Here is a 19580-nt window from a genome sequence, read left to right on the forward strand (position 1 = left end):
TCCTGCCGCCGTTTCGTGCAATAAGAACCCCGGTATGAAGGGTTTTTGGCGCGGTATTGTCGGTGGTTTTCTGTTGCTCTGCTCGATGGGGTTTTTGGGCCTGCTCGGCGTGTTCGGTCTTGTCGCCTTTCTACTCAAGAATTACGCGGGCGACATACCCGATTTCTCAAAACTCCAGAATTACCAGCCGCCCTTGGTCACCCGCGTCTATACCGGCGACGGCCGCCTGATGGCCGAATTCGCCGAGGAGCGGCGGGTCTTCGTCCCGATCGCCTCGATCCCCAAGCGCGTGCAGGAAGCCTTCATTTCCGCCGAGGACCAGAATTTCTACAAACACGAAGGCCTTGATTTCACCGGAATCGGCCGCGCGATATTGATCAACCTGCGCAATATCGGCTCAGACAACCGTCTGGTCGGCGCATCGACCATCACCCAGCAGGTGGCCAAAAATATGTTGCTGACCAACGAGGTCAGCTTCGCGCGCAAATTCAAGGAAGCGATTCTGGCCCTGCGCATGGAGCGCGTGATGTCCAAGGATCACCTGCTCGAACTTTACCTGAACCAGATTTATCTGGGACGTGGGGCCTATGGCGTTGCCGCCGCGGCCCAGACCTATTTCAACAAGGGTCTTGATGAATTGACGGTGGAGGAGGCGGCATATTTGGGCGCGCTGCCCAAGGCGCCCAACAATTACGATCCGGATCGCCGCCATGGCGAGGCGTTGACCCGCCGCAACTGGGTGATCGGCCGGATGGAGGACGATGGATACATCACCGGCGACGAGGCGAAGATGGCGCAGATGCAGCCGCTTTCCACCGTCAGCCGCGATGCACGGGCCGAGGCGGTGCGCGCCCCTTATTTCGCCGAGGAAATTCGACGTTTTCTGGCCGAACAGCGCGGCAGCATGTCCCTTTATACCGACGGGCTGCTGGTTCGCTCGACGCTCGACCCGCATTTGCAGGATATCGCCGAACGCGCCTTCCGTTATGGCGTGACGCGGTACGACCATCGCCACGGCTGGCGCGGCCCCATCGCGCGTTTCGACAACATCGCGGGCTGGGCAACACGGCTTCAGGATGTGCCGATGCAAAAAGGCATGCTCCCGGACTGGCATATCGCGGTCGTCACCAAAAAATCCGGCGGACAGATAACCCTTGGCATCGCGGGGGGGGAAGAGCATCCCCTAAGCGCCGACGACGTCAAATGGGCGGGTGATCTGATGCATGTTGGCGACATCGTGATGGCCGGACCGGAATCCTATCTCGACCGCGATGTGATCGCGGATATTCCGGAACTCGATGACAGCGGCCATGTAATGGCCAATCCAGAAAAACCCTACGACGCCAAATTCTGGCATCTGCGCCAGGTGCCGGCGGTGCAGGGCGGTCTGGTCGCGATCGATCCCTATACGGGTCGCGTGCTGGCGATGCAGGGCGGGTGGGATTACGAACGCTCCGAATTCAACCGCGCCACACAGGCCCAGCGTCAGGTCGGTTCGGCCTTCAAGCCGTTTGAATATATCGCCGCGCTTGAAGACGGCTACACGCCCTCGACCCGGATTCTTGACGCGCCGATTTCGTTTTCCATGGGGCATGGTCAGGGCGTTTGGTCCCCCGGCAATTACGAAGAAGGTGAATACGGCGGCCCCACCACCATCCGCGTGTGCATCGAAAAATCGCGCAACCTGCCCACCGTGCGGCTGGCGGCGCATCTGGGCATGGACCGCATCGCCCAGACGGTTGAACGTTTCGGCGTTTACGACCCGATGGAAAAATACCTCGCCAACGCGCTGGGCGCGCAGGAAACGACGCTGCTTAAGCTCGCGACCGGCTACGCGATGATCGCCAATGGCGGCCAGCGCATCACCCCCACCTTCATCGACCGCATTCAGAACCGCGAGGGCAAGACAGTGTACGCTCGCGATAGCCGTGCCTGCGCCGATTGTGGCCCGCGTATTGCCTGGGCGCCGGGCGAACCGGTGCCGGAAGTGAAAAAGGATGAGGATCTGGTCACCGATCCGCGCGTGGCCTACCAGATGGTGAATATCCTTGAAGGTGTGCCCAAACGCGGCACGGCGCAGATGGCACTCAAAAACCTCGACTGGCCGATCGCGGGCAAGACCGGCACCACCAACGACGAACGCGATGCATGGTTCATGGGCTTCACGCCCGATATCGTGGTCGGCATGTATGTCGGCTTCGACACGCCCAAGCCGCTGGGCCGCCATGAAACCGGCGGCATGGTCGCGGCGCCGATGTTCCGCGCTTTCATGAACGAATATATCAAGGGCCGCGAGCCCGTGCCCTTCCGCATCCCGCCCGGCATCAGTCTGGTCGAGGTCAACGCCGCGACCGGCCAGCGCACCAGCCCCGACGATCCGAAGGCGATCATGGAAGCGTTTTTAAGCGACCGGGAACCCGAAGGCGACGACAGTGGCTATGAACCTGCGCCCTATGCGGCGTCACCCGACGATGCGGGGGGTGCTTACAACGCGCCTGCCGGTGCGGGTGAAACCGGCGGCACGGTTCAGGCCCCGCCACCGCCTGCCGCGGGGGCAGGCGCACTGCGCGGCACCGGCGGAATTTACTAGGATTTACCCGCCGCGTTGCATCACGGCGCAGAAAAACCCGTCGGTCCCGGATTGCAGGGGGCTAAGGCGCATCATCTCGCCTTTCGGCGCCGTGCCGTTAAGCCCGGCCCGCGTCCACGCCGTGGCCAGCGGCACCAGTGCGAAATCGGGATGCGCGCCTAAAAACACTTCGACCTGCGCCTCGTTTTCCGCGCGATACAATGAACATGTGGCATATACCAGCAACCCGCCCGGCTTCACGCATTTGGCGAACCGTTCCAGGATCTGCGCTTGCTCGCGCACGATTTCGTCAGCGCCCGGCCCCATCGCACGCCAGCGCAGATCGGGGTTGCGCCGCCATGTTCCCGACGACGTGCACGGCGCGTCCACCAGCACCACGTCGAAATTGCCCTTTTGCCGCCGCAGCCATTTGACGTTCTGTTCGTCCGACAGCGCGCGCAGTTCGACATTGTGAATCCCGGCGCGCACGTAACGCGGCTTGCCGCGTGCCAGCCGTTGCGCGCTGGTGTCCATCGCCACGATCCGCCCTTTGCCTGCCATTTGCGCCGCAATCGCCAATGTCTTGCCGCCGCCACCCGCACACGCGTCCAGCACCTGCATGCCCGGCCCGGCCGCGCATAAAAGCGCGATCAATTGCGATCCCTCGTCCTGAATTTCGATCACCCCGGCCTGAAGCAGTTTCGTTTCCGCCAGATGCACCCGTCCGGGCGCGCGCAGACCCACGGGCGAAAAGGCGGTCGGCGCCGTTTCGACGCCGTGCTTGGCCAGCGCCGCGATGGCATCGTCGCGCGAAATCTTGATCGTGTTGGCCCGCAAATCCAAAGGTGCGGGAATCAGCATCGCCGCCATCTCGTGCGCGAAACCGTCCCCGAACACGGCACGCAGCCGTTCCTCGGCCTCTGGCGGGCATTCCGCGCGCACGGCTTCCGGCATTTCGGGGGAGTCGATGTTTTGTCCGGCCAGCGCGTCCAGAATTCGCGCTTCCTGCTCGCTCAACGATTCAGGTGCGTGTTTGGCCCCTGAAAAAAGATCCGCGACATGCGGGCGCGGCACATGATCGCGCAATGTCAAATCCGCGATCATGCGGGTGCGCGGCGTGTCGTCGCCTCCGACGCGCGCCAGCCACCACCCCGCCCGCGCGTAATGCCGCATCATGGCGTAAACCCGTTCGGCGATGGCGGCGCGGTCCTTCGCGCCGATATAGCGCCGCACCCTGAAATAATCGCCGGTCAGCGTGTCCATGGGCACGCCTGCCGTCCAGATTTTATCCCAAAGTTCGATCGCCGCCTGAATGCGTGCGCCGGGTGTCATGTCGCTGCCGTTTCGTTATGCGTTACCAGGAAAAACAAGGCGTACGGCGCGTGCAAGGAACACCGCTGCCATCACGCCGGCGGCGGCGGGGTCGGCCCATGCTGCGCCAGCGATCAGGATTGCGAGCGCGGCGACAAGCACCAGCGCGTTGCCGTAAAAATCATCGCGCGACGCGCGCCACACCGCTTGCCCCGCATGGGCGCCGCGCAGAAAATGCAGGCTGGCGGCGTTGGCGGCCATCGCGGCCAGCGCCATGCCCGCCATGATGCGGGCGTCCGGCAACGGCATTCCGTGCGCGGCGGCCAGTTCCGCGCGCACCAGAATCCATCCGGCCAGAAGGCTCAGGATAATTCCGCACCCCCGTTCGATTGCCGGATGGCGGATCAAGCTCAGCGCGGCGGCATAAACGAAAGAGTCGGCCAGAAAGTCCAGCGCGTCCGCACGCAAAGCCAGAGAACCGGAAAAATTCCCCGCCAGCGTTTCAAGAACGAAAAACGCGGCGTTGATCGCAAGCACGATCCACAGCGCGCGCGCGCGGACGGGCATGGAGCCGGAATGGGGTGCAGGATCGGAAGTCATGCGGCACCATAACAAATCCGCCCCCGAAACCCAAGGCGGGTTTAGCGGGGGCGGGGTACACGTACTGCGGCCTGAAGTTTTGGTAAATCTGTCTTGTTGTCGATAAGCCGTCTATGAAGGTTTAGACGTGGCGCCACCAGCCGGTGCGGTTGATCGAATAGACGGGCTGGTAACGGTCGAACCCGGCGACTTGCTTGACTTCGCGGTACTGGTTGTCCAGAAACTTGGCGCCGTCCGCCGTGTATACGATCAAGATCGCGTGCGGGATGCCCTTCCAGGTGTCGCGCACGATGGCAAGGCGCAACTGGTCTTCGGAAAAGCCCAGGCTTTTAAGCGCCGCGTATTTGGCGATGGCAAAATCCTCGCAATCGCCGCCGCGGCTGATGAATTCCTGCGGCGTTTCCCAGTAATCCGATGTGCCCCAGTTATTCTTGTCCTCGATATAACGGACCTTGTTGTAGAAGGCGTTGACGGCCTCGATCTTTTCTTCCTCGCTCGCGCCCCTTTCGCTTTTCAGCGCATCGGGTAAGGCGGCGGTCGTGTCGTTGAGTCGCGCCATGACGCCGGTCCATTTGGTGAACGGAGAAACGTCGGCGGAACGGATTTCCTGCGTCCCGAACAGGCTTTGATAATGGGGGGCCGGGGCCGGAATGTCGCGGCGGTTGATCGAAGCCTGTTGCAGACGCGCGCCTTCCGGGCGGCTGATGGAACCGGCATCGCCGACCGCCGAGGTTGCGCGCGCGGTATGAATGCCCAGCGCGCCAAAGCCGATGACGAAGGCCAGCGTGGCCGCCATTGCGCGCCATGCCACCTGTTGCGCCAACGTTGCGCGCAGCGCGCCGCCGCTGATCAGCCCCTGTTCCTTGAGCACTTCGCCCAGCGCAAGGCCGGAGGCTTTCTGGATCCGCAGCGCGTCCGAAAGCTGCATCTCGCTGATCTGACCGCTGTCGACCAGAAGTTCGCCGAGGCGGTTGCGGTCGAGATGCGTCTTCACTTTGGTCAGCACACCCGTTTTGGTCGATTTCGTATTCAGCATTGCTCTGCTCGTTCTTGTTTGTTCGTTTATCCGCCGCTTGCCCGGCAATCCGGACTGCAACAATTTCATAATCCAAAATATACAGGCTGGGCTTTAGTAATTTATGAAAATCATCGTGCATTTTAACAATTTCCTGAAAAACCCCGGATTTCTTGCTCTCCGGTCAAATTTGCCCTATGAGTTTTGTATGCAAAACGCTCCAAAATTAACGAACTGGATCGAAAAATTAACCGCCGCGCGTCTGCTCGTGATCGGCGATGTAATGTTCGACCGTTTTGTTTATGGCGATGCCGCGCGCCTGAGCCCCGAGGCGCCGGTCCCGGTTCTTGCCGCCACCCGCGTTGTCTCCGCCCCCGGCGGGGTGGGCAATGTCGCCGCCAATTTGTCCGCGCTGGGTGTAGATGTGACGCTGCTTGCGGTTGCGGGCGACGACGCCGCGGGCGCGGAACTGGCCGCGATACTGGAACGCAGGGGCGTCCGGGCCGATCTGGTGGTCGATCCGTCCCGCCCCACCATCCGCAAGGAACGCTATATCGCGAACGGCCAGCATCTTCTGCGTGTTGATGCCGAAAGCGCCGCGCCACTGGCGGCGGAAGTCGAATCCGCGCTTTGCGCGCGGATTCCCACGTTGGCTCGGGGTTGCGCGGCGATCGTCGTCTCCGACTACGGCAAGGGTGTCGTCGGCCCGAAAATACTGGATGCCGTGCGCGCGACAGGCCTGCCGTTTTTCGTTGATCCCAAGGGCCGCGATTACGCGCGCTATCATGGCGCCGCCGCGATCACGCCCAATAAAAAGGAACTGGCCGATGCGACAGGTATGGGCGTATCGGATGATTCCGGCATCGTCGCCGCCGCGCGCCGGATACGGGCCGAATGCGGCATCGCCACGGTGCTTGCCACCCGCGCGGCCGAGGGCATGACGCTGGTGGGGGCGGATGAACCCTTGCATCTGCGCGCGCGGGCGCGCGAAGTGTTCGACGTTTCCGGCGCGGGCGACACGGTGATCGCGGTATTCGCGGCCGCGATGGCGGTAGGGGCGGATGCGGGCGACGCTGCTGCGCTGGCCAACGCCGCGGCGGGCCGCGTGGTCGAAAAATCAGGCACCGCCACCTTGTCGGCAAAAGAATTGCGCGCCGCGCTGGCCGATGCTGCGCCTTCATTCGCGATTGCCCCCGTCCTGTCATGGGACGACGCGGCGGCCTTGGCCGCGCGCTGGCGCGAAGGCGGGCTGAAGGTCGGTTTCACCAATGGCTGTTTCGACATTCTTCATCAGGGCCACGTCACCATGCTGGCCCATGCACGTGCCGTCTGCGACCGGCTAATTCTGGGACTGAACTGCGACGCTTCGGTCACGCGCCTGAAAGGGGTCGGACGCCCCGTGAACGATCAGGACGCGCGCGCCCGCGTGGTCGCCGCTTTGGGCAGCATCGACGCCGTGGTGCTGTTCGGCGCGAACGCGGACGAGGGAGATACCCCCCTTAAACTCATCCAGACCGTGCGTCCTGATATGCTTTTCAAGGGCGCGGATTATACGCGCGATCGCGTAATCGGCGCCGATTTCGTGGAATCCACCGGTGGGCGCGTGGCCTTGTTACCGCTTGAGGACGGGTTTTCGACCACCGCGACCATCCGCAAGATCGGTGCGGCCTAAACGGCGTATGAGCCCACATAAATCCAATCGATTTATGTGACGTAGCCTATATAGTGTATCGATGCGTTTGCGCCGCCTGTTCTGCCTTTATATTTATATATGTCTGTGCCTGCTTTGCGCCGCGAATCCCGCGCGGGCGCAGGATTCGCACGTCGCGCTCGACCTGTTTGCCAACACCGGCGCGGCGGTGCCGGGACAGGTACTGCATCTGGCGGTTCGCCAGACCATTGCGCCGGACTGGCACACTTATTGGGTTAATCCCGGCGACAGTGGCGAGGCGATGCGCCTGGACTGGACCCTGCCACCGGGTTATGCGCCCTCCGAACTGCAATGGCCCGCGCCGCGCCGCGTGCCTTACGGCCCGTTGATGAATTTCGGCTATACTGATACGGCGGTGATGCTGGCCGATCTGCTGGTTCCCCCCGATGCCCGTCCGGGCGACATGCTGAAAATCGAAGCAACGGCGCAGGTGTTGGTCTGCGATGAAATCTGCACCCCGGAAACCCACGACCTTGCGCTTGACCTGCCGGTGGCGGCCACGGCGCAGCCCGCGAACAAGGCGCTTTTTGAAATGGCTGGGCGGGCGATGCCCTTGCCCGTCGGCTGGCCGGTTGAAACCAACCTTGATGACAGCCGGGTCCGGGTTCGCATCACCCTGCCGCCAGATCAGGCGGGTATCGCCGCTGGCCCGGATACGCTTGCGCTGTTTCCACTGGAATACGGCTACATGGTCAATGCCGCGCCGCAGACCGTATCCTATGACGCATCCGCCCGGCGACTGACAATCGAACAGGCACGGGATACGGGCCGCGATCTGGCTGAGATCGATACCGCCGCCTATGTCCTGCGCGCGGGCGACCAAGCATGGCGCATTGACGGACCCGTGGTTGCGACGCCGCCTGCGCTGGGTCTTTCCGCTGCCGTCCCGTCCGCAACGGCGCAAGGCATGGGATTGGCGCTGACGCTGGTCTTCGCGCTTGCGGGTGGCCTGATTTTGAATCTGATGCCCTGCGTGTTCCCGGTGCTTTCGATGAAGGCGTTGCATCTGGTCGAAATGCACGGCGCCGAACGCCGCGCCGCGCGTCTGAACGGAGTTTTGTATGCGCTGGGCGTCGTTATCATGTTTGTGGCGTTGGGCGCGTTGCTGCTGGCGCTGCGCGCCGGGGGCGAAAGCATCGGCTGGGGCTTTCAACTGCAAAACCCGGTGCTGGTTGCAATGCTGGCATGGCTGATGTTCGTGATCGGCCTCAACCTCGCGGGTGTTTTCGACCTGCGCATCGCTTTTGGCGGCAGTATGCTGCTGGCCGAGGAACACCACCCCCGTTTGACCGCGTTCCTGACCGGCGTGCTGGCGACTCTGGTCGCGACGCCGTGCAGCGCGCCCTTCATGGCCGGGGCGGTGGGCGTTGCGCTGACCCGCGCCGCGCCGGTCGCGCTTTTGATCTTTGCTACGCTTGGGCTGGGACTGGCCTTGCCTTTTCTTGCGCTCAGCCTCGTGCCCGTGCTGCAGAAAATCCTGCCCCGCCCCGGCGCGTGGATGGAAACGCTGCGTCAGTTGCTGGCCTTCCCGATGTTTGCCTCCGCCGTCTGGCTGGTCTGGGTGGTGGCGCAGCAGGCGGGGCCGGATGCCGTGGGCTGGACCGGCGCCGGCATGTGCGCGATCGCGCTTGCGATCTGGCTGTTCGACCGGCCCGCGCCGACGCGCAAGGTTCGTGCCGTTTTAACCTTGCTCGGCTTTTTTGCTTTCGCTCTGGCGCTTTGTACACTGATCCCCATCGTCCCGCGTACCGGATCGTCAATGTCGATAAGCGACGACGCGCGCGGTGATGCCCGGCCATTCACCCCGGCCGCGTTGGATGACGCTCTGGCGACGGGTGCGCCGGTCTTTGTCAACATGTCGGCGTCGTGGTGCATCACCTGTCTGGTCAATGAACGCATGACGCTTTCGACCCGCGCGGTGCGCGCTTTGTTCGATGCGGCGGGCGTCGTGTCCCTGCGCGGCGACTGGACGGGGCAGGACCCGGCGATTACCGCCTATTTGCAACGTTTCGGCCGTTCGGGTGTGCCGCTTTACGTGCTTTATCCGGCCCCCAAGGCGGACGGCCCGCGGCCCGCGCCGGTGATCCTGCCGCAGATACTGACCCGCGCGGCGCTTGAAACTGCGCTTAACATGCCGCAAGAGTCCGGCCATGCGAATGCGTCCGACCAGTGAAGCTCAAAGCATTTTGAAAAGCGCCTGTCTTGGGTTTATCATTACCCGTTTTCTGGCTTAGCCTGTATGGGGGGTTCATGCGTTTCTCGTTTACGGTGATTCTGGCGCTGGTTTTGTTTTTGGCTGTGCCTTCATTCGCGCAGGATGCGGATAAAACACAGACCGTGCCGTCCACAATGCAGATTGAACGCGCCAGCACGCTGGCCGCGCCGGTTCAGGTGCCGACTGCGGGCGTGTTCATGGTCCTCACCAATAACGCCGCCGCGCCGGACCGGTTGGTCGGCGCCGATAGCGCCGCGGCCGATGGGGTCGAACTGGTTTCTCTTTCGGTCGGCGACGATGGCCGGATGGCGCTTAACCGTGTTGATGCGATCGACGTCCCGGCGGGTGAACCGCTGGTCCTTGGCATGGGCGGCAGCTCTTTGTTGATGACCGGCGTTAAAAGCCAGTTCAAGACGGGCGAAAAATTTCCGATGAACCTGAAATTTGAACATGCGGGCACCGTGCCGGTGAATGTCGAGGTGATCGACCCGCAGGAAATGACTAAACGCTTTTCGCCCCAAACTATGGAAGGCGTAATGCGCAAGCTGCGCACGATTCAGGAAAACCGGGAAAAGGCGGAAAATCCATCTTTCCTGGATCGTCTGCGCAACAAGGTGCGTTCGTTGCTGGGCCGTGCGCCTGAAAACACGCCCGGTGTGACCAAAACCATGCCGGCGCTCCCGGCGGACGCGGCCATGCAGGCACCCGTGCATATCGACCCCAATGCCATCGACCCGAAAAAAACGCCCGGGCCTTTGCCCGAAGGGCCGATGTCCACCCCCGACGGCGTGATACCGGGCACCTTGCCGCCCGCGCCGCAGCCATCCATCGGTAACCCGACGGATATGGAGGCGCTGCCGGTGCCGACCGTCGAATCCATTCGTGCCACCAGCGGCGCGGTCGTGCCGCCGTCGCCGCCCATCAGTGCGCGCCTGCCCGACGGGCCACAACCGGGCGTACCCGTGAAAAGCGGTGAATAAGACGGTTGTTTTTGATGTTGGCGGGGTTCTGATCGACTGGAACCCTGAATACCTCTATCGCCGCCTGATCCCGGAGGCGCGTGCGCGTGAAGCGTTTCTTAAAACGGTCTGTACCCGCGCATGGAATGCGCAGCAAGACCTTGGGCGCAGCTGGGCCGATGCGGTGCGCGAACGAATCGCCGCCTTTCCCGAACACGAATCCCTGATCCGTGCCTACGATGAAAACTGGCACGAAATGGTCGCGGGTCTGGTGCCGGGTACATCGGAATTGAAAGACAATCTGCGTGCGCGCGGCGTGAAGGTCTTTGCCCTGACCAATTTTTCGGCAGAAAAATGGACACTGGCACAAAGTCTGTGGCCGACCCTCGCGCGTTTCGATGGCGTGGTCTGTTCGGGTGTGGAGCGTGTCGCCAAGCCGGACCCGGCGATTTACCGCGTGTTGTTCAACCGCCATGCTCTCGATCCTGCCGCGTGTCTATTCATCGACGATCTGCCCGCGAATGTCGCGGCGGCGCGCGATCTGGGGATGCGGGGTCATGTCTTTACAAATGCCGGTGCTTTGGCCGACACTCTTGCGGCGTTTCTGGCTTGAACCTGTTTCTGGGGATTTGAATGACCGACACCGCCGCCGCCCGCACGATCCTGATCCTGATCGGCCCGAACCTCAACTTGCTTGGCACGCGCGAACCCGCGCTGTACGGCACGATGACGCTGGCGGAGATCGAGGCGATGTGCGCCGCCCACGCCGCGAAACTGGGTCTGCGCACCGCGCTGCGGCAATCGAACCACGAAGGCGAGTTGGTGACCTGGATCCAGGACGCTATAGCGGACGGTACCGCTGGTGTTATCGTCAATGCGGGTGCATACACCCATACCTCGGTGGCGATTCATGACGCGCTTAAAATGCTGTCCTGCCCGATCGTCGAGGTTCATCATTCCAATCCGATGGCGCGCGAGGCATTCCGTCATACTTCCTATATCGCGCCGCTAGCCATGGCGGTGATCGCTGGGATCGGGCCGGATGGCTATCTCGTGGCGCTGGATGCGTTGGCCAATAAATTGAAATAAAAAGATAATTTCGTTGTTTTGACGCTTTTCCACCGATCTGCTAAACATGCGGGCTTGGGCCCGGTTTGTGCCGGTTTTGATTGCCCAGACTGTTGAAAATAAAAAGGAAATTCCAAGGTCCATGAAAATCGACAAAGCCGCCATCCGGCAACTGGCCGAACTGCTCGACGAAACCGCGCTTTCGGAAATCGAGGTCGCGCAGGGCGAGGAAAAAATCCGCGTCTCCCGCCGCGCCGAAGGCGGCATCGCCTACATGCCGCCTATGGCCTCCGCCGGTGCCTCGGTGTTCCCGATCGACAATCCCGGCGCGCCGATGCCGCCCTCGATGGAAATCGCCCATGCGACCACGGCCCAGCATCCGGGCGCGGTGATTTCGCCCATGGTCGGCACCGCTTATCTCTCGCCCGAACCAGGCAAGCCGCCTTTTGTAGCCAAGGGCGCGCAGGTTAAGGCGGGCGATACGCTGATGATCATCGAGGCGATGAAGGTTATGAACCCAATCAAGGCCGAGCGCGGCGGCACCGTCAAACAGGTCTTGATCGAGGACGCGCGCCCCGTCGAATTCGGCGACGTGCTGATGATCATCGAATAACATGTCCGCGCGCAGGCAAATCGTTCCGCCCGACTTCACCCCGGTCATGGGGGCTTATTCGCACGGGCTTTCGGTTGCATTGACGCCGGCGACCCGCATGATATTCGTGACCGGCCAGATCGCGATGGACGCGGCGGGCGCGGCAGTTGCGCCGGGCGACGCCGCCGCGCAGGCGGAATTCGTTTTTGAAAACATCAAAGCCATTCTGGCGGCCGACGGCGCGACGCTGGACGACGTGGTCAAGGTCCAGATTTTTCTGACCGATATGAACGACTTCGCAAAGGTGTCGCCCGTGCGCAACCGTTACCTTGAGCGCGCCAAACCGGTCAGCACGCTGGTCGAGGTCAGCCGCCTGGTCAAGGACGGTTGCTGCGTGGAAATCGAAGTTATTGCGATGGTGGAGAAATAGCCATGTTTAAAAAAGTCCTCATCGCCAATCGCGGCGAAATCGCTCTGCGCATTCATCGCGCCTGCAAGGAACTGGGGATTCTTTCGGTCGCGGTGCATTCGACCGCCGACGCGAACGCGATGGCGGTACGTTTGGCCGATGAATCGGTCTGCATCGGCCCGCCGCCGGCGAAGGACAGCTATCTCAACATCCCCGCGATCCTGACCGCGGCGGCAGTGACGGGCGCGGACGCCATCCACCCCGGTTATGGCTTCCTGTCCGAAAACGCGGAATTTGCCCGCATGGTGGAGGAACACGGCTTTACCTTTATCGGTCCCAAGCCCGAACATATCGATTGCATGGGCGACAAGGCGATGGCCAAGGAAACCGTCAAGAAACTGGGCCTGCCGGTGGTGCCCGGATCGGACGGCGTGGTTGAAACATTGGCCGAGGGGCTAAAGGTCGCAAAGAAAATCGGTTATCCCGTGATTACCAAGGCGGTCGCGGGTGGCGGCGGCAAGGGCATGAAGGTGATTCACAAGGAATCCGAATTCGAGGAAGCCTGGAATACCGCGCGGCGCGAGGCCAAGGCCAATTTCGGCGACGATTCCATGTATATCGAAAAATACCTCGACAAGCCGCGCCATATTGAAGTGCAGGTCTTTGGCGACGGCAAGGGCGAGGGGATCCATCTGGGCGAACGCGACTGCTCGATCCAGCGCCGCCATCAAAAGGTGGTGGAGGAAGGGCCAAGCCCCGCCCTGACCCCGGAACAGCGCGAGTATATCGGCGGGCTTGCGGCGGATGTGGTGCGCAGACTGGGATACCGCGGCGCCGGGACGTTCGAGTTCCTGTATCAGGACGAGGAATTCTATTTCATCGAGATGAACACCCGCATCCAGGTCGAACACCCGGTGACCGAGATGATCACAGGCATTGACCTAGTGACCGAACAGATCCGCATTGCCGCGGGCGAACCGTTGTTGATCAACAAGGACAATTTGCGCTTGCGCGGCCACGCCATCGAAATCCGCATCAACGCCGAAGATCCGCGCACCTTCCTGCCCAGCCCCGGCGAGATCACCCAGTTCCATGCCGCAGGCGGTCTGGGCGTGCGCCTCGATTCCGCGATTTATACCGGCTATCGCATTCCGCCCTATTACGATTCCATGGTCGGTAAGCTGATCGTCCATGGCCGCACTCGGGAGGAGGCGCTCCGCCGCCTCAAACGTGCGATCCACGAAACCGTGATCGATGGGGTCAAAACGACGCTGCCGCTGCACGCATGGATCGTCGAACAACCCGATTTCATCAAGGGAAAATACACCATCCACTGGTTGGAAAAACAGCTTGCGGCTATGACCGATGCCGACGCCATCCCCACCGGGAAAGGTGCCCGCGCGCGGCGCTGACGGGCTTGCCCCTCTAGGATGGATCCTCGATCCGTTTTCGCGCGATGCCTTCAATCAGGCTGTTATTGGTCATGTTCTGGCGGCGATATATCGTAATCGCCGATTCTTTCAGATGCTCCAGCCCTGCGTGATGGTGGGACAACTCCTCAAGAACAAAACTGTAATACCCCATATCGATGGCATCGTAGGCGCTGGCCAGAACGCAGTCATTGATGTCAAAGCCTACGAAATGAATTTCACGGATCCCGCGCTGGGTCAAAAAACGGTTCAGGCCGTCCGGGTCCGTCCCTTTGAAACAGGATCGTGTGGTTTTGTGCACTCGGAAAAGGTTTTTCCGGTATGGCTCTAGCGCGCGTAAAACGGCCTCGCTGCTGGGGCCGGTTTCTTCGGCTTTCAGGGTGAAAGCACCCTGCTTGTACATCATGGATGATTTTGGGGCATGGTATTCCGCGACGATATAGGCCTGATAAAGGGGCTGTTCTGTGAACCGCGCGATCGCATCGGTGATACGCAAGGCTATGTCGCCGGTTAATGTCAGAGGCTGAACATCGACGATGAACAGGGCTCTTGCATCCGTTGCTTGTGGAACGATCATACCGACCCCGCTAGGACAGGTTTGTTTTGACGGAGTATAACATCAAGACCTGACATCCTGCCGACTTCCATCTCTCACGCCCCGTCCCCGAATTCCATGGAAAATCACAGGCATTTGCGGTATTGTGACGGCTGGACAGATACCCGCCATGCACAGCAAATCCCGCCTGAAAAAACCCGCGCCCGCCAACAGCTTTGATGGTGTATCCGGGACCGAGCAACCGGCTTCGGCCCTTCGGCCGGAGGATTTCCGTCAATTCATCGGCATGACTCACGACCTGATGTGCACGACCCATACGGATGGCGGCATCGTGCGCTTCAACCCTGCGTTTACGCGCGCGCTGGGTTATGGCCCGTCGGACATGCTGGGCAAGCAGTTCATTGATTTCGTCGATCCGGCCGATTGCGCCGGCGTGCGCGCCGCACTGCACGGTCTGGCGCAATTCGCCCGGACAGGAAACCTGGACGGCGATGTGCATCAGATCGATATGCATTGCCGTATGCTGGCCGCGAATGGCGACCTTTTGCGTACGGCGTGGACGATCCGCGCCGACAGGCATGTCTTTTACTGCCTTGGCCGCGATGTTACGCGCGCGCAAGTCCACGAAGCCGAACTCCAACGCCGCGTCCAACAGCTTTCCGAGGCCGAGGCGCTGGCCCGCATGGGGCACTGGCGCTGGGAGGTCGGGTCGGTGGACGTCGAATTTTCGGCCGAGCTCTACAATATCTTTGGCCTCGACCCCGCAAATTTTCGTCCGGGTATGGAAACCCTGAACGCGCTGGTGCATCGGCGTGATCTGGGCCGCCTGTATCAGGCCTTCCAGCGCGCGATCATCCAGCAGAACGATTACGACATGGATTTCCGGGCGATCCGGCCCGACGGCCAGATCCGCGTCATCCGTTGCGAGGGGCGTTGCGAACTCGATGCCGAGGGCGAGGTCGTGGCCTTGTACGGCATCATGCAGGACATCACCCAGCAGAAGGAACACGAAAAGGCCCTGCGCATCGCCAAGGAACAGGCCGAAAACGCCTATGCCTCGAAATCCCGCTTCCTCGCCAATATGAGTCATGAACTGCGCACGCCGCTCAACGCCATTATCGGATTCTCGGACCTGATCGAAAAGCAGCTTTTGGGACCGCTGGGCAACGAACGCTATCTCGATTACATCGGCGCGATCCGGGAATCCGGGCATCATCTGCTCGATCTCATCACCGACATCCTGGATATGTCCAAGATCGAGGCGGGAAAATACGAGCTCACCCTGGAAAAGGTTGATATCGCCCAGATCATTCGCACCGCCGCCCAGATGATGGAAGCCCGTGCGCAGGAAGGCGGCTTGACGCTGACCTGCACCCTGCCCGAGGGCGATGTCTTTTTGCGTGCGGATCGCCGGGCCCTCAAGCAGATCTTGCTCAACCTTTTGTCCAATGCGGTAAAATTCACGCAAAGCGGCGGTCGTGTCGACGTGACGCTGAAAAACGAGCCGGATACGCTTGGCATCATCGTGCGCGACACCGGCATCGGCATTCCGGCCCATAAGATCGCCGACGTCACCAGGCCGTTTGAACAGGTATCGAACGCGTTCACCCGAGGGCACGAAGGGTCTGGGTTGGGGCTTGCCATCACCAAGGATCTGACCGAATTGCATGGCGGCACCCTGACGATCGACAGCCGCCTTGGCATCGGTACGACGGTTACAATCCGTTTGCCCCGCCTGCCGCAACAATGACTTTTTCCGCTTGGAATTTTTACGATTCACGTATGCTAAACAAGGGGTCGGATCGTTAATTTTCCCTAATTTAGTCGTCTATATAGCGGATTCCCGCGCATCAGTCCTTTTTTTGAACTAAATTTTAAGGATTTTCATCTGATAATAAGGATGGATCACTATTTTCTAAAACCCTGTGGGAGGGGTCGAAACTCATGATGTCCACCATGCGCAAACTGGCAATGACGGCCCTGTGTTTTGGTTTGTTGACGCTTTCGGCCTGCTTGCCCGAGGAACAGGACGCTAACAAGGCGCTGTCCTCCGCCACCGGGCGACTGAGTGCGGAATATTACGCTTCGGGCCTCGGCAACGTTGCGGTCCAGATTCAAAACGCAATCATCAGCGATCCCAGCTGGTCGTCCAAGGTCGATGCTGGCTGGAGCCTTGATCTTGCGGCTTTCGGTCTTAGCCCGGATGCCATGGGCGCGCCGGTCAAATCGGCGATTTGCTCTTCCGGCGGCACGCAGGTGACGCATATCACCTGGATTGACGGTCGCGATTCCACGACCGGCAATTTTCAGGTCCGTGGTATCGGCACCAATGCCGCCGCGGTGGTCAACGGTCTGCGTTCGCGGCTTGCCGGTGATCAGGTCGGTACTTTCTCCAATGGAACGGTCACGCTGGCCCATCCCGACGCTTCGGGCAACAGCACCGTAAACCTGACCGGCGATTGCGCCACGGCCAACATCCCCGCCGGCGCGCCGGTCGTGGTATTGAAAATTGATCGTCCGGCCGTGCCGGCTTCCGACATGGCGCGTACGGAATACCGCACCATGGCGTGCGATACCGGCAGCCACGGTACGCGCGTTGAAAAACGTGTCGTGACCTACAAGAAGGATGGGACGTTTGAAACCACGGGCTGGCAAGCCGACACGGCTGGCAATTGTGTACCCGATATCGCGATCACCGTGACCGACAAGGAATTCAAGACTGGCGAAGGCTCGGCCGATCTTAGCAATTTCGCGGCCGTGGCGCTCAAGGATTTGCTTGCCCAAAAGCTTCAGATGGATTGTACCCAGGCCAATATCAGCAAAAAGGAAACCGGCACGGGCGATGCGAACAAGGCGCTGGATACGTGCGGCCTGAAGGCGTCTGGCAGTGGCGCGCAGGGCGTGACTGATACCGATACGACGGACCAGAGCGATACCCGCATTCTGGATTGCGCAGGTGTCACCGCGGTCACCAAAATGGCGTTTGTCAACCTGCTCGGCACCGGCACTTCCACCACGACCTGGCGTACGGGCACGGCAACACTGGTGCGCGTGATCGATAAATCCCAAGTCGACATCAGCCATAACACCCAGGATGCGGGGCGTCGGGCAAAATGGATCGGCACGGATATCAGTTGTGGCGGCGACGAGTATTTCACCGTCACCTGCGACAAGGTTCCCGGCGCGCCGGCCACCGCACCGCGTGTCAGCAACCAGAAATGGTACGCCATGCCGGTCCTGAGCTGGGGTCGGGACAAAACCTGGTTCCCGGACCTCACCGGCATATGTTTCTTCGGGTCCTGCACCCAGATGGTCGGCGGTATAATGACCTTCCTGAACTTCGATTACTTTACCGGTACTGATCTGCGTCAGTATGTTTCGACCACCACCCGTCGCGACATGGGTGCGCGCACCTGGATCGATCCGCAGACTTTCAAACCATTGCCCGAGGCGACGTCGCGCTGGACCATTTCCGACAACCAGTGCACCTGGTCGACCCGTGTCGCAATCGTCAACTGTCCGTATGATTACGATCCGTCCGCGCAGGGCAACTGGCTGCCGACGACGATCGTGACGCCGGGTAGCGGCTGGAATTCGACGACGGGGTATTACAAGGCGGCTTCCTATCCGGGCCTGCCGGTGGCGCTTGATCCGGGTGTGCCGTATAACGGCACCAAGGCTGGGCTGATTTACGTGCTCTCCCGTGCGCAGGGTTACTATACCTCCAGCGTTCTTCTTCAGTGGCAGCGCTGCAACATCAAGGGCTGCAGCAACTGGTTTGAATACGCAGGACCAGGTGAAAACGCCTACATCAAATCGTGGACCAATGCGCATACCGACCCGAATCTGATTTACCTGACCAGCGAAGCGCAAAAACAGCGCGAAGATCTCTGCGGTAATATCGCGTTCCAGCTGAACGCCAGCGAAGCGGCCAGGGAAGCAGGTGAAATAGCGACGCAAAAAGGACAGATCGCGGAAGACAAGAAAAGCATCATGAACACCAAAAAGACGGCGATGGACGCGGCCCAAGCCGTGTATAACGATCGCGTGTCTGCGCTTAATATCGCGAAATCGGTGGAAAATCAGGCTAAGACCGATTCTGAATCCAAGCGCGCCGATGCAACCGCAAAGCGCACGACGGCGGGTCAAAAAACCGCGTATTACAACTCGATCAAGGATGATCCAAGTTATACGACCGCGCAAAAAAATGCGGCTAAATCGGACGCGGATGCGGCTGTGGCGGCGGCCACGACGGCAGAAAATGACGCGACCCAGGCCGAACAGCTTTATGCGCAAAAACAAACCGATACCGCGGCCCGTCAGAATGAGGTGAATGCATCGCAAACAACCCTGACCAATGCCACTACCGCCTATAATACCGCCAAGGGTGTCTATGATCAGGCCAAGGCGGATGCGGACGCGGCGGCGGCACATGCCAAAGATCTTGCCGATCAGGTCGCGGCAGGTTGGACAAGCGGCCTGACGCAGGAACAGAAGGATAACCTTCGTGCACTGCAAGGTCAGTTGTGTGCATCGACCAATGAATCGCTGAACCTGACCGAGCAGGAATCGACCACCGACGGCTGTACGAACGTCTATGATTATCCGGATAGATTCGGCGCTCTCGCGGATGGGGCCACGAAATACTGCGATGCGGTCTTTGACAAGACGGATAACACGGACGGCACATATTCCCTGTCGTTCCACCATTACGATCCGTCCGATGCCACCTATATCCAGACGACGCTGCTGAACAAGGATGGCGTGCTTCTGGCGCACCGCCCGCAGGTCGAAAACAATACGAGCCTGACGGTTCGCCAGAACGGTTTTTACGAACCGCTTCACTGCGGCAGGAACGAGGAGAAGAAAATCCCCTGGACGGTCCTGCATCTTGGGTTCATCTGCGGTGGTAAAGGCGGCTGCCAGCCATTCATATACGCCACCACGGAGAATTTGATCGAAGCCAAGACCAGGGAATGGAAAGGTTACAGCTATGCCGATGGCACTTGGTCGATTCCCACGCTTACCTATTACATGGCCGGGGCCGGCACTTGGGATAGACTGGATCAGGTTCCGAACCCGATCTTGAGCAGCGCGGTAGTCGTATTCCAAAGATAGGATTTAGTTATTAAAAAACCGGCCCCG

Annotated in this window: 15 protein-coding genes; 11 read left to right on the plus strand and 4 right to left on the minus strand. The window is 60.7% G+C overall.

Annotation, left to right across the window (positions count from 1 at the left end; translation table 11 throughout):
* The first annotated feature begins 34 nt into the window (after positions 1–34).
* Positions 35–2590, plus strand: a complete 2556-nt coding sequence (locus tag H6866_06025; protein USO06996.1) for a penicillin-binding protein 1A — start codon at positions 35–37, stop codon at positions 2588–2590.
* Between the two features lie 3 nt (positions 2591–2593).
* Here the strand turns inward: H6866_06025 and H6866_06030 are convergent, their stop codons facing one another.
* From H6866_06030 to H6866_06040, 3 genes are all read right to left on the minus strand, one after another.
* Positions 2594–3901 (minus strand): RsmB/NOP family class I SAM-dependent RNA methyltransferase, encoded by a 1308-nt coding sequence (locus H6866_06030; protein ID USO06997.1) that lies wholly within the window; start codon positions 3899–3901, stop codon positions 2594–2596.
* A 15-nt stretch (positions 3902–3916) separates the two neighbouring features.
* Positions 3917–4480, minus strand: coding sequence for a cation transporter (locus H6866_06035; GenBank protein USO06998.1), 564 nt, complete (start codon positions 4478–4480; stop codon positions 3917–3919).
* A 121-nt stretch (positions 4481–4601) separates the two neighbouring features.
* On the minus strand, positions 4602–5516 hold the full coding sequence (locus tag H6866_06040) for a transglutaminase-like cysteine peptidase (protein ID USO06999.1): 915 nt from the start codon (positions 5514–5516) through the stop codon (positions 4602–4604).
* A gap of 187 nt (positions 5517–5703) precedes the next feature.
* Here H6866_06040 and H6866_06045 point away from each other — a divergent pair, with 187 nt between their 5' ends.
* The 8 genes from H6866_06045 to accC all read left to right on the plus strand — a co-directional run bounded on the left by H6866_06045 (position 5704) and on the right by accC (position 13861).
* A complete protein-coding gene (locus tag H6866_06045; protein ID USO07000.1) occupies positions 5704–7167 on the plus strand; it encodes a bifunctional heptose 7-phosphate kinase/heptose 1-phosphate adenyltransferase in 1464 nt (487 codons plus the stop codon).
* Between the two features lie 61 nt (positions 7168–7228).
* Positions 7229–9379, plus strand: a complete 2151-nt coding sequence (locus tag H6866_06050) for a thioredoxin family protein (GenBank protein USO07001.1) — start codon at positions 7229–7231, stop codon at positions 9377–9379.
* A gap of 77 nt (positions 9380–9456) precedes the next feature.
* Positions 9457–10401, plus strand: coding sequence for a copper chaperone PCu(A)C (locus H6866_06055; protein ID USO07002.1), 945 nt, complete (start codon positions 9457–9459; stop codon positions 10399–10401).
* Entirely contained in the window at positions 10394–10993 is a 600-nt protein-coding gene (locus H6866_06060; GenBank protein USO07003.1) for an HAD family phosphatase, read from the plus strand. Before H6866_06055 ends, H6866_06060 begins: the two co-directional genes overlap by 8 nt.
* Before the next feature lie 20 nt (positions 10994–11013).
* A complete protein-coding gene (aroQ, locus tag H6866_06065) occupies positions 11014–11469 on the plus strand; it encodes a type II 3-dehydroquinate dehydratase (protein ID USO07004.1) in 456 nt (151 codons plus the stop codon).
* 121 nt (positions 11470–11590) lie between these two features.
* Positions 11591–12061: an acetyl-CoA carboxylase biotin carboxyl carrier protein gene (accB, locus tag H6866_06070; GenBank protein USO07005.1), complete on the plus strand. Its 471-nt coding sequence runs from the start codon at positions 11591–11593 to the stop codon at positions 12059–12061.
* Position 12062: 1 nt separating this feature from the next.
* Positions 12063–12470, plus strand: coding sequence for a RidA family protein (locus tag H6866_06075; protein ID USO07006.1), 408 nt, complete (start codon positions 12063–12065; stop codon positions 12468–12470).
* Positions 12471–12472: 2 nt separating this feature from the next.
* Entirely contained in the window at positions 12473–13861 is a 1389-nt protein-coding gene (gene accC / locus H6866_06080; protein ID USO07007.1) for an acetyl-CoA carboxylase biotin carboxylase subunit, read from the plus strand.
* Positions 13862–13874: 13 nt separating this feature from the next.
* Here the strand turns inward: accC and H6866_06085 are convergent, their stop codons facing one another.
* Entirely contained in the window at positions 13875–14456 is a 582-nt protein-coding gene (locus H6866_06085; GenBank protein ID USO07008.1) for an isochorismatase family protein, read from the minus strand.
* Positions 14457–14604: 148 nt separating this feature from the next.
* Here H6866_06085 and H6866_06090 point away from each other — a divergent pair, with 148 nt between their 5' ends.
* Both H6866_06090 and H6866_06095 read left to right on the plus strand, forming a co-directional pair.
* Positions 14605–16185: a PAS domain-containing protein gene (locus H6866_06090; GenBank protein USO07009.1), complete on the plus strand. Its 1581-nt coding sequence runs from the start codon at positions 14605–14607 to the stop codon at positions 16183–16185.
* A 194-nt stretch (positions 16186–16379) separates the two neighbouring features.
* Entirely contained in the window at positions 16380–19553 is a 3174-nt protein-coding gene (locus H6866_06095) for a hypothetical protein (GenBank protein ID USO07010.1), read from the plus strand.
* Positions 19554–19580 lie beyond the last annotated feature (27 nt).

The sequence above is a fragment of the Rhodospirillales bacterium genome (assembly GCA_023898805.1).
Lineage (GTDB): Bacteria > Pseudomonadota > Alphaproteobacteria > Micavibrionales > UBA1664 > UBA6145.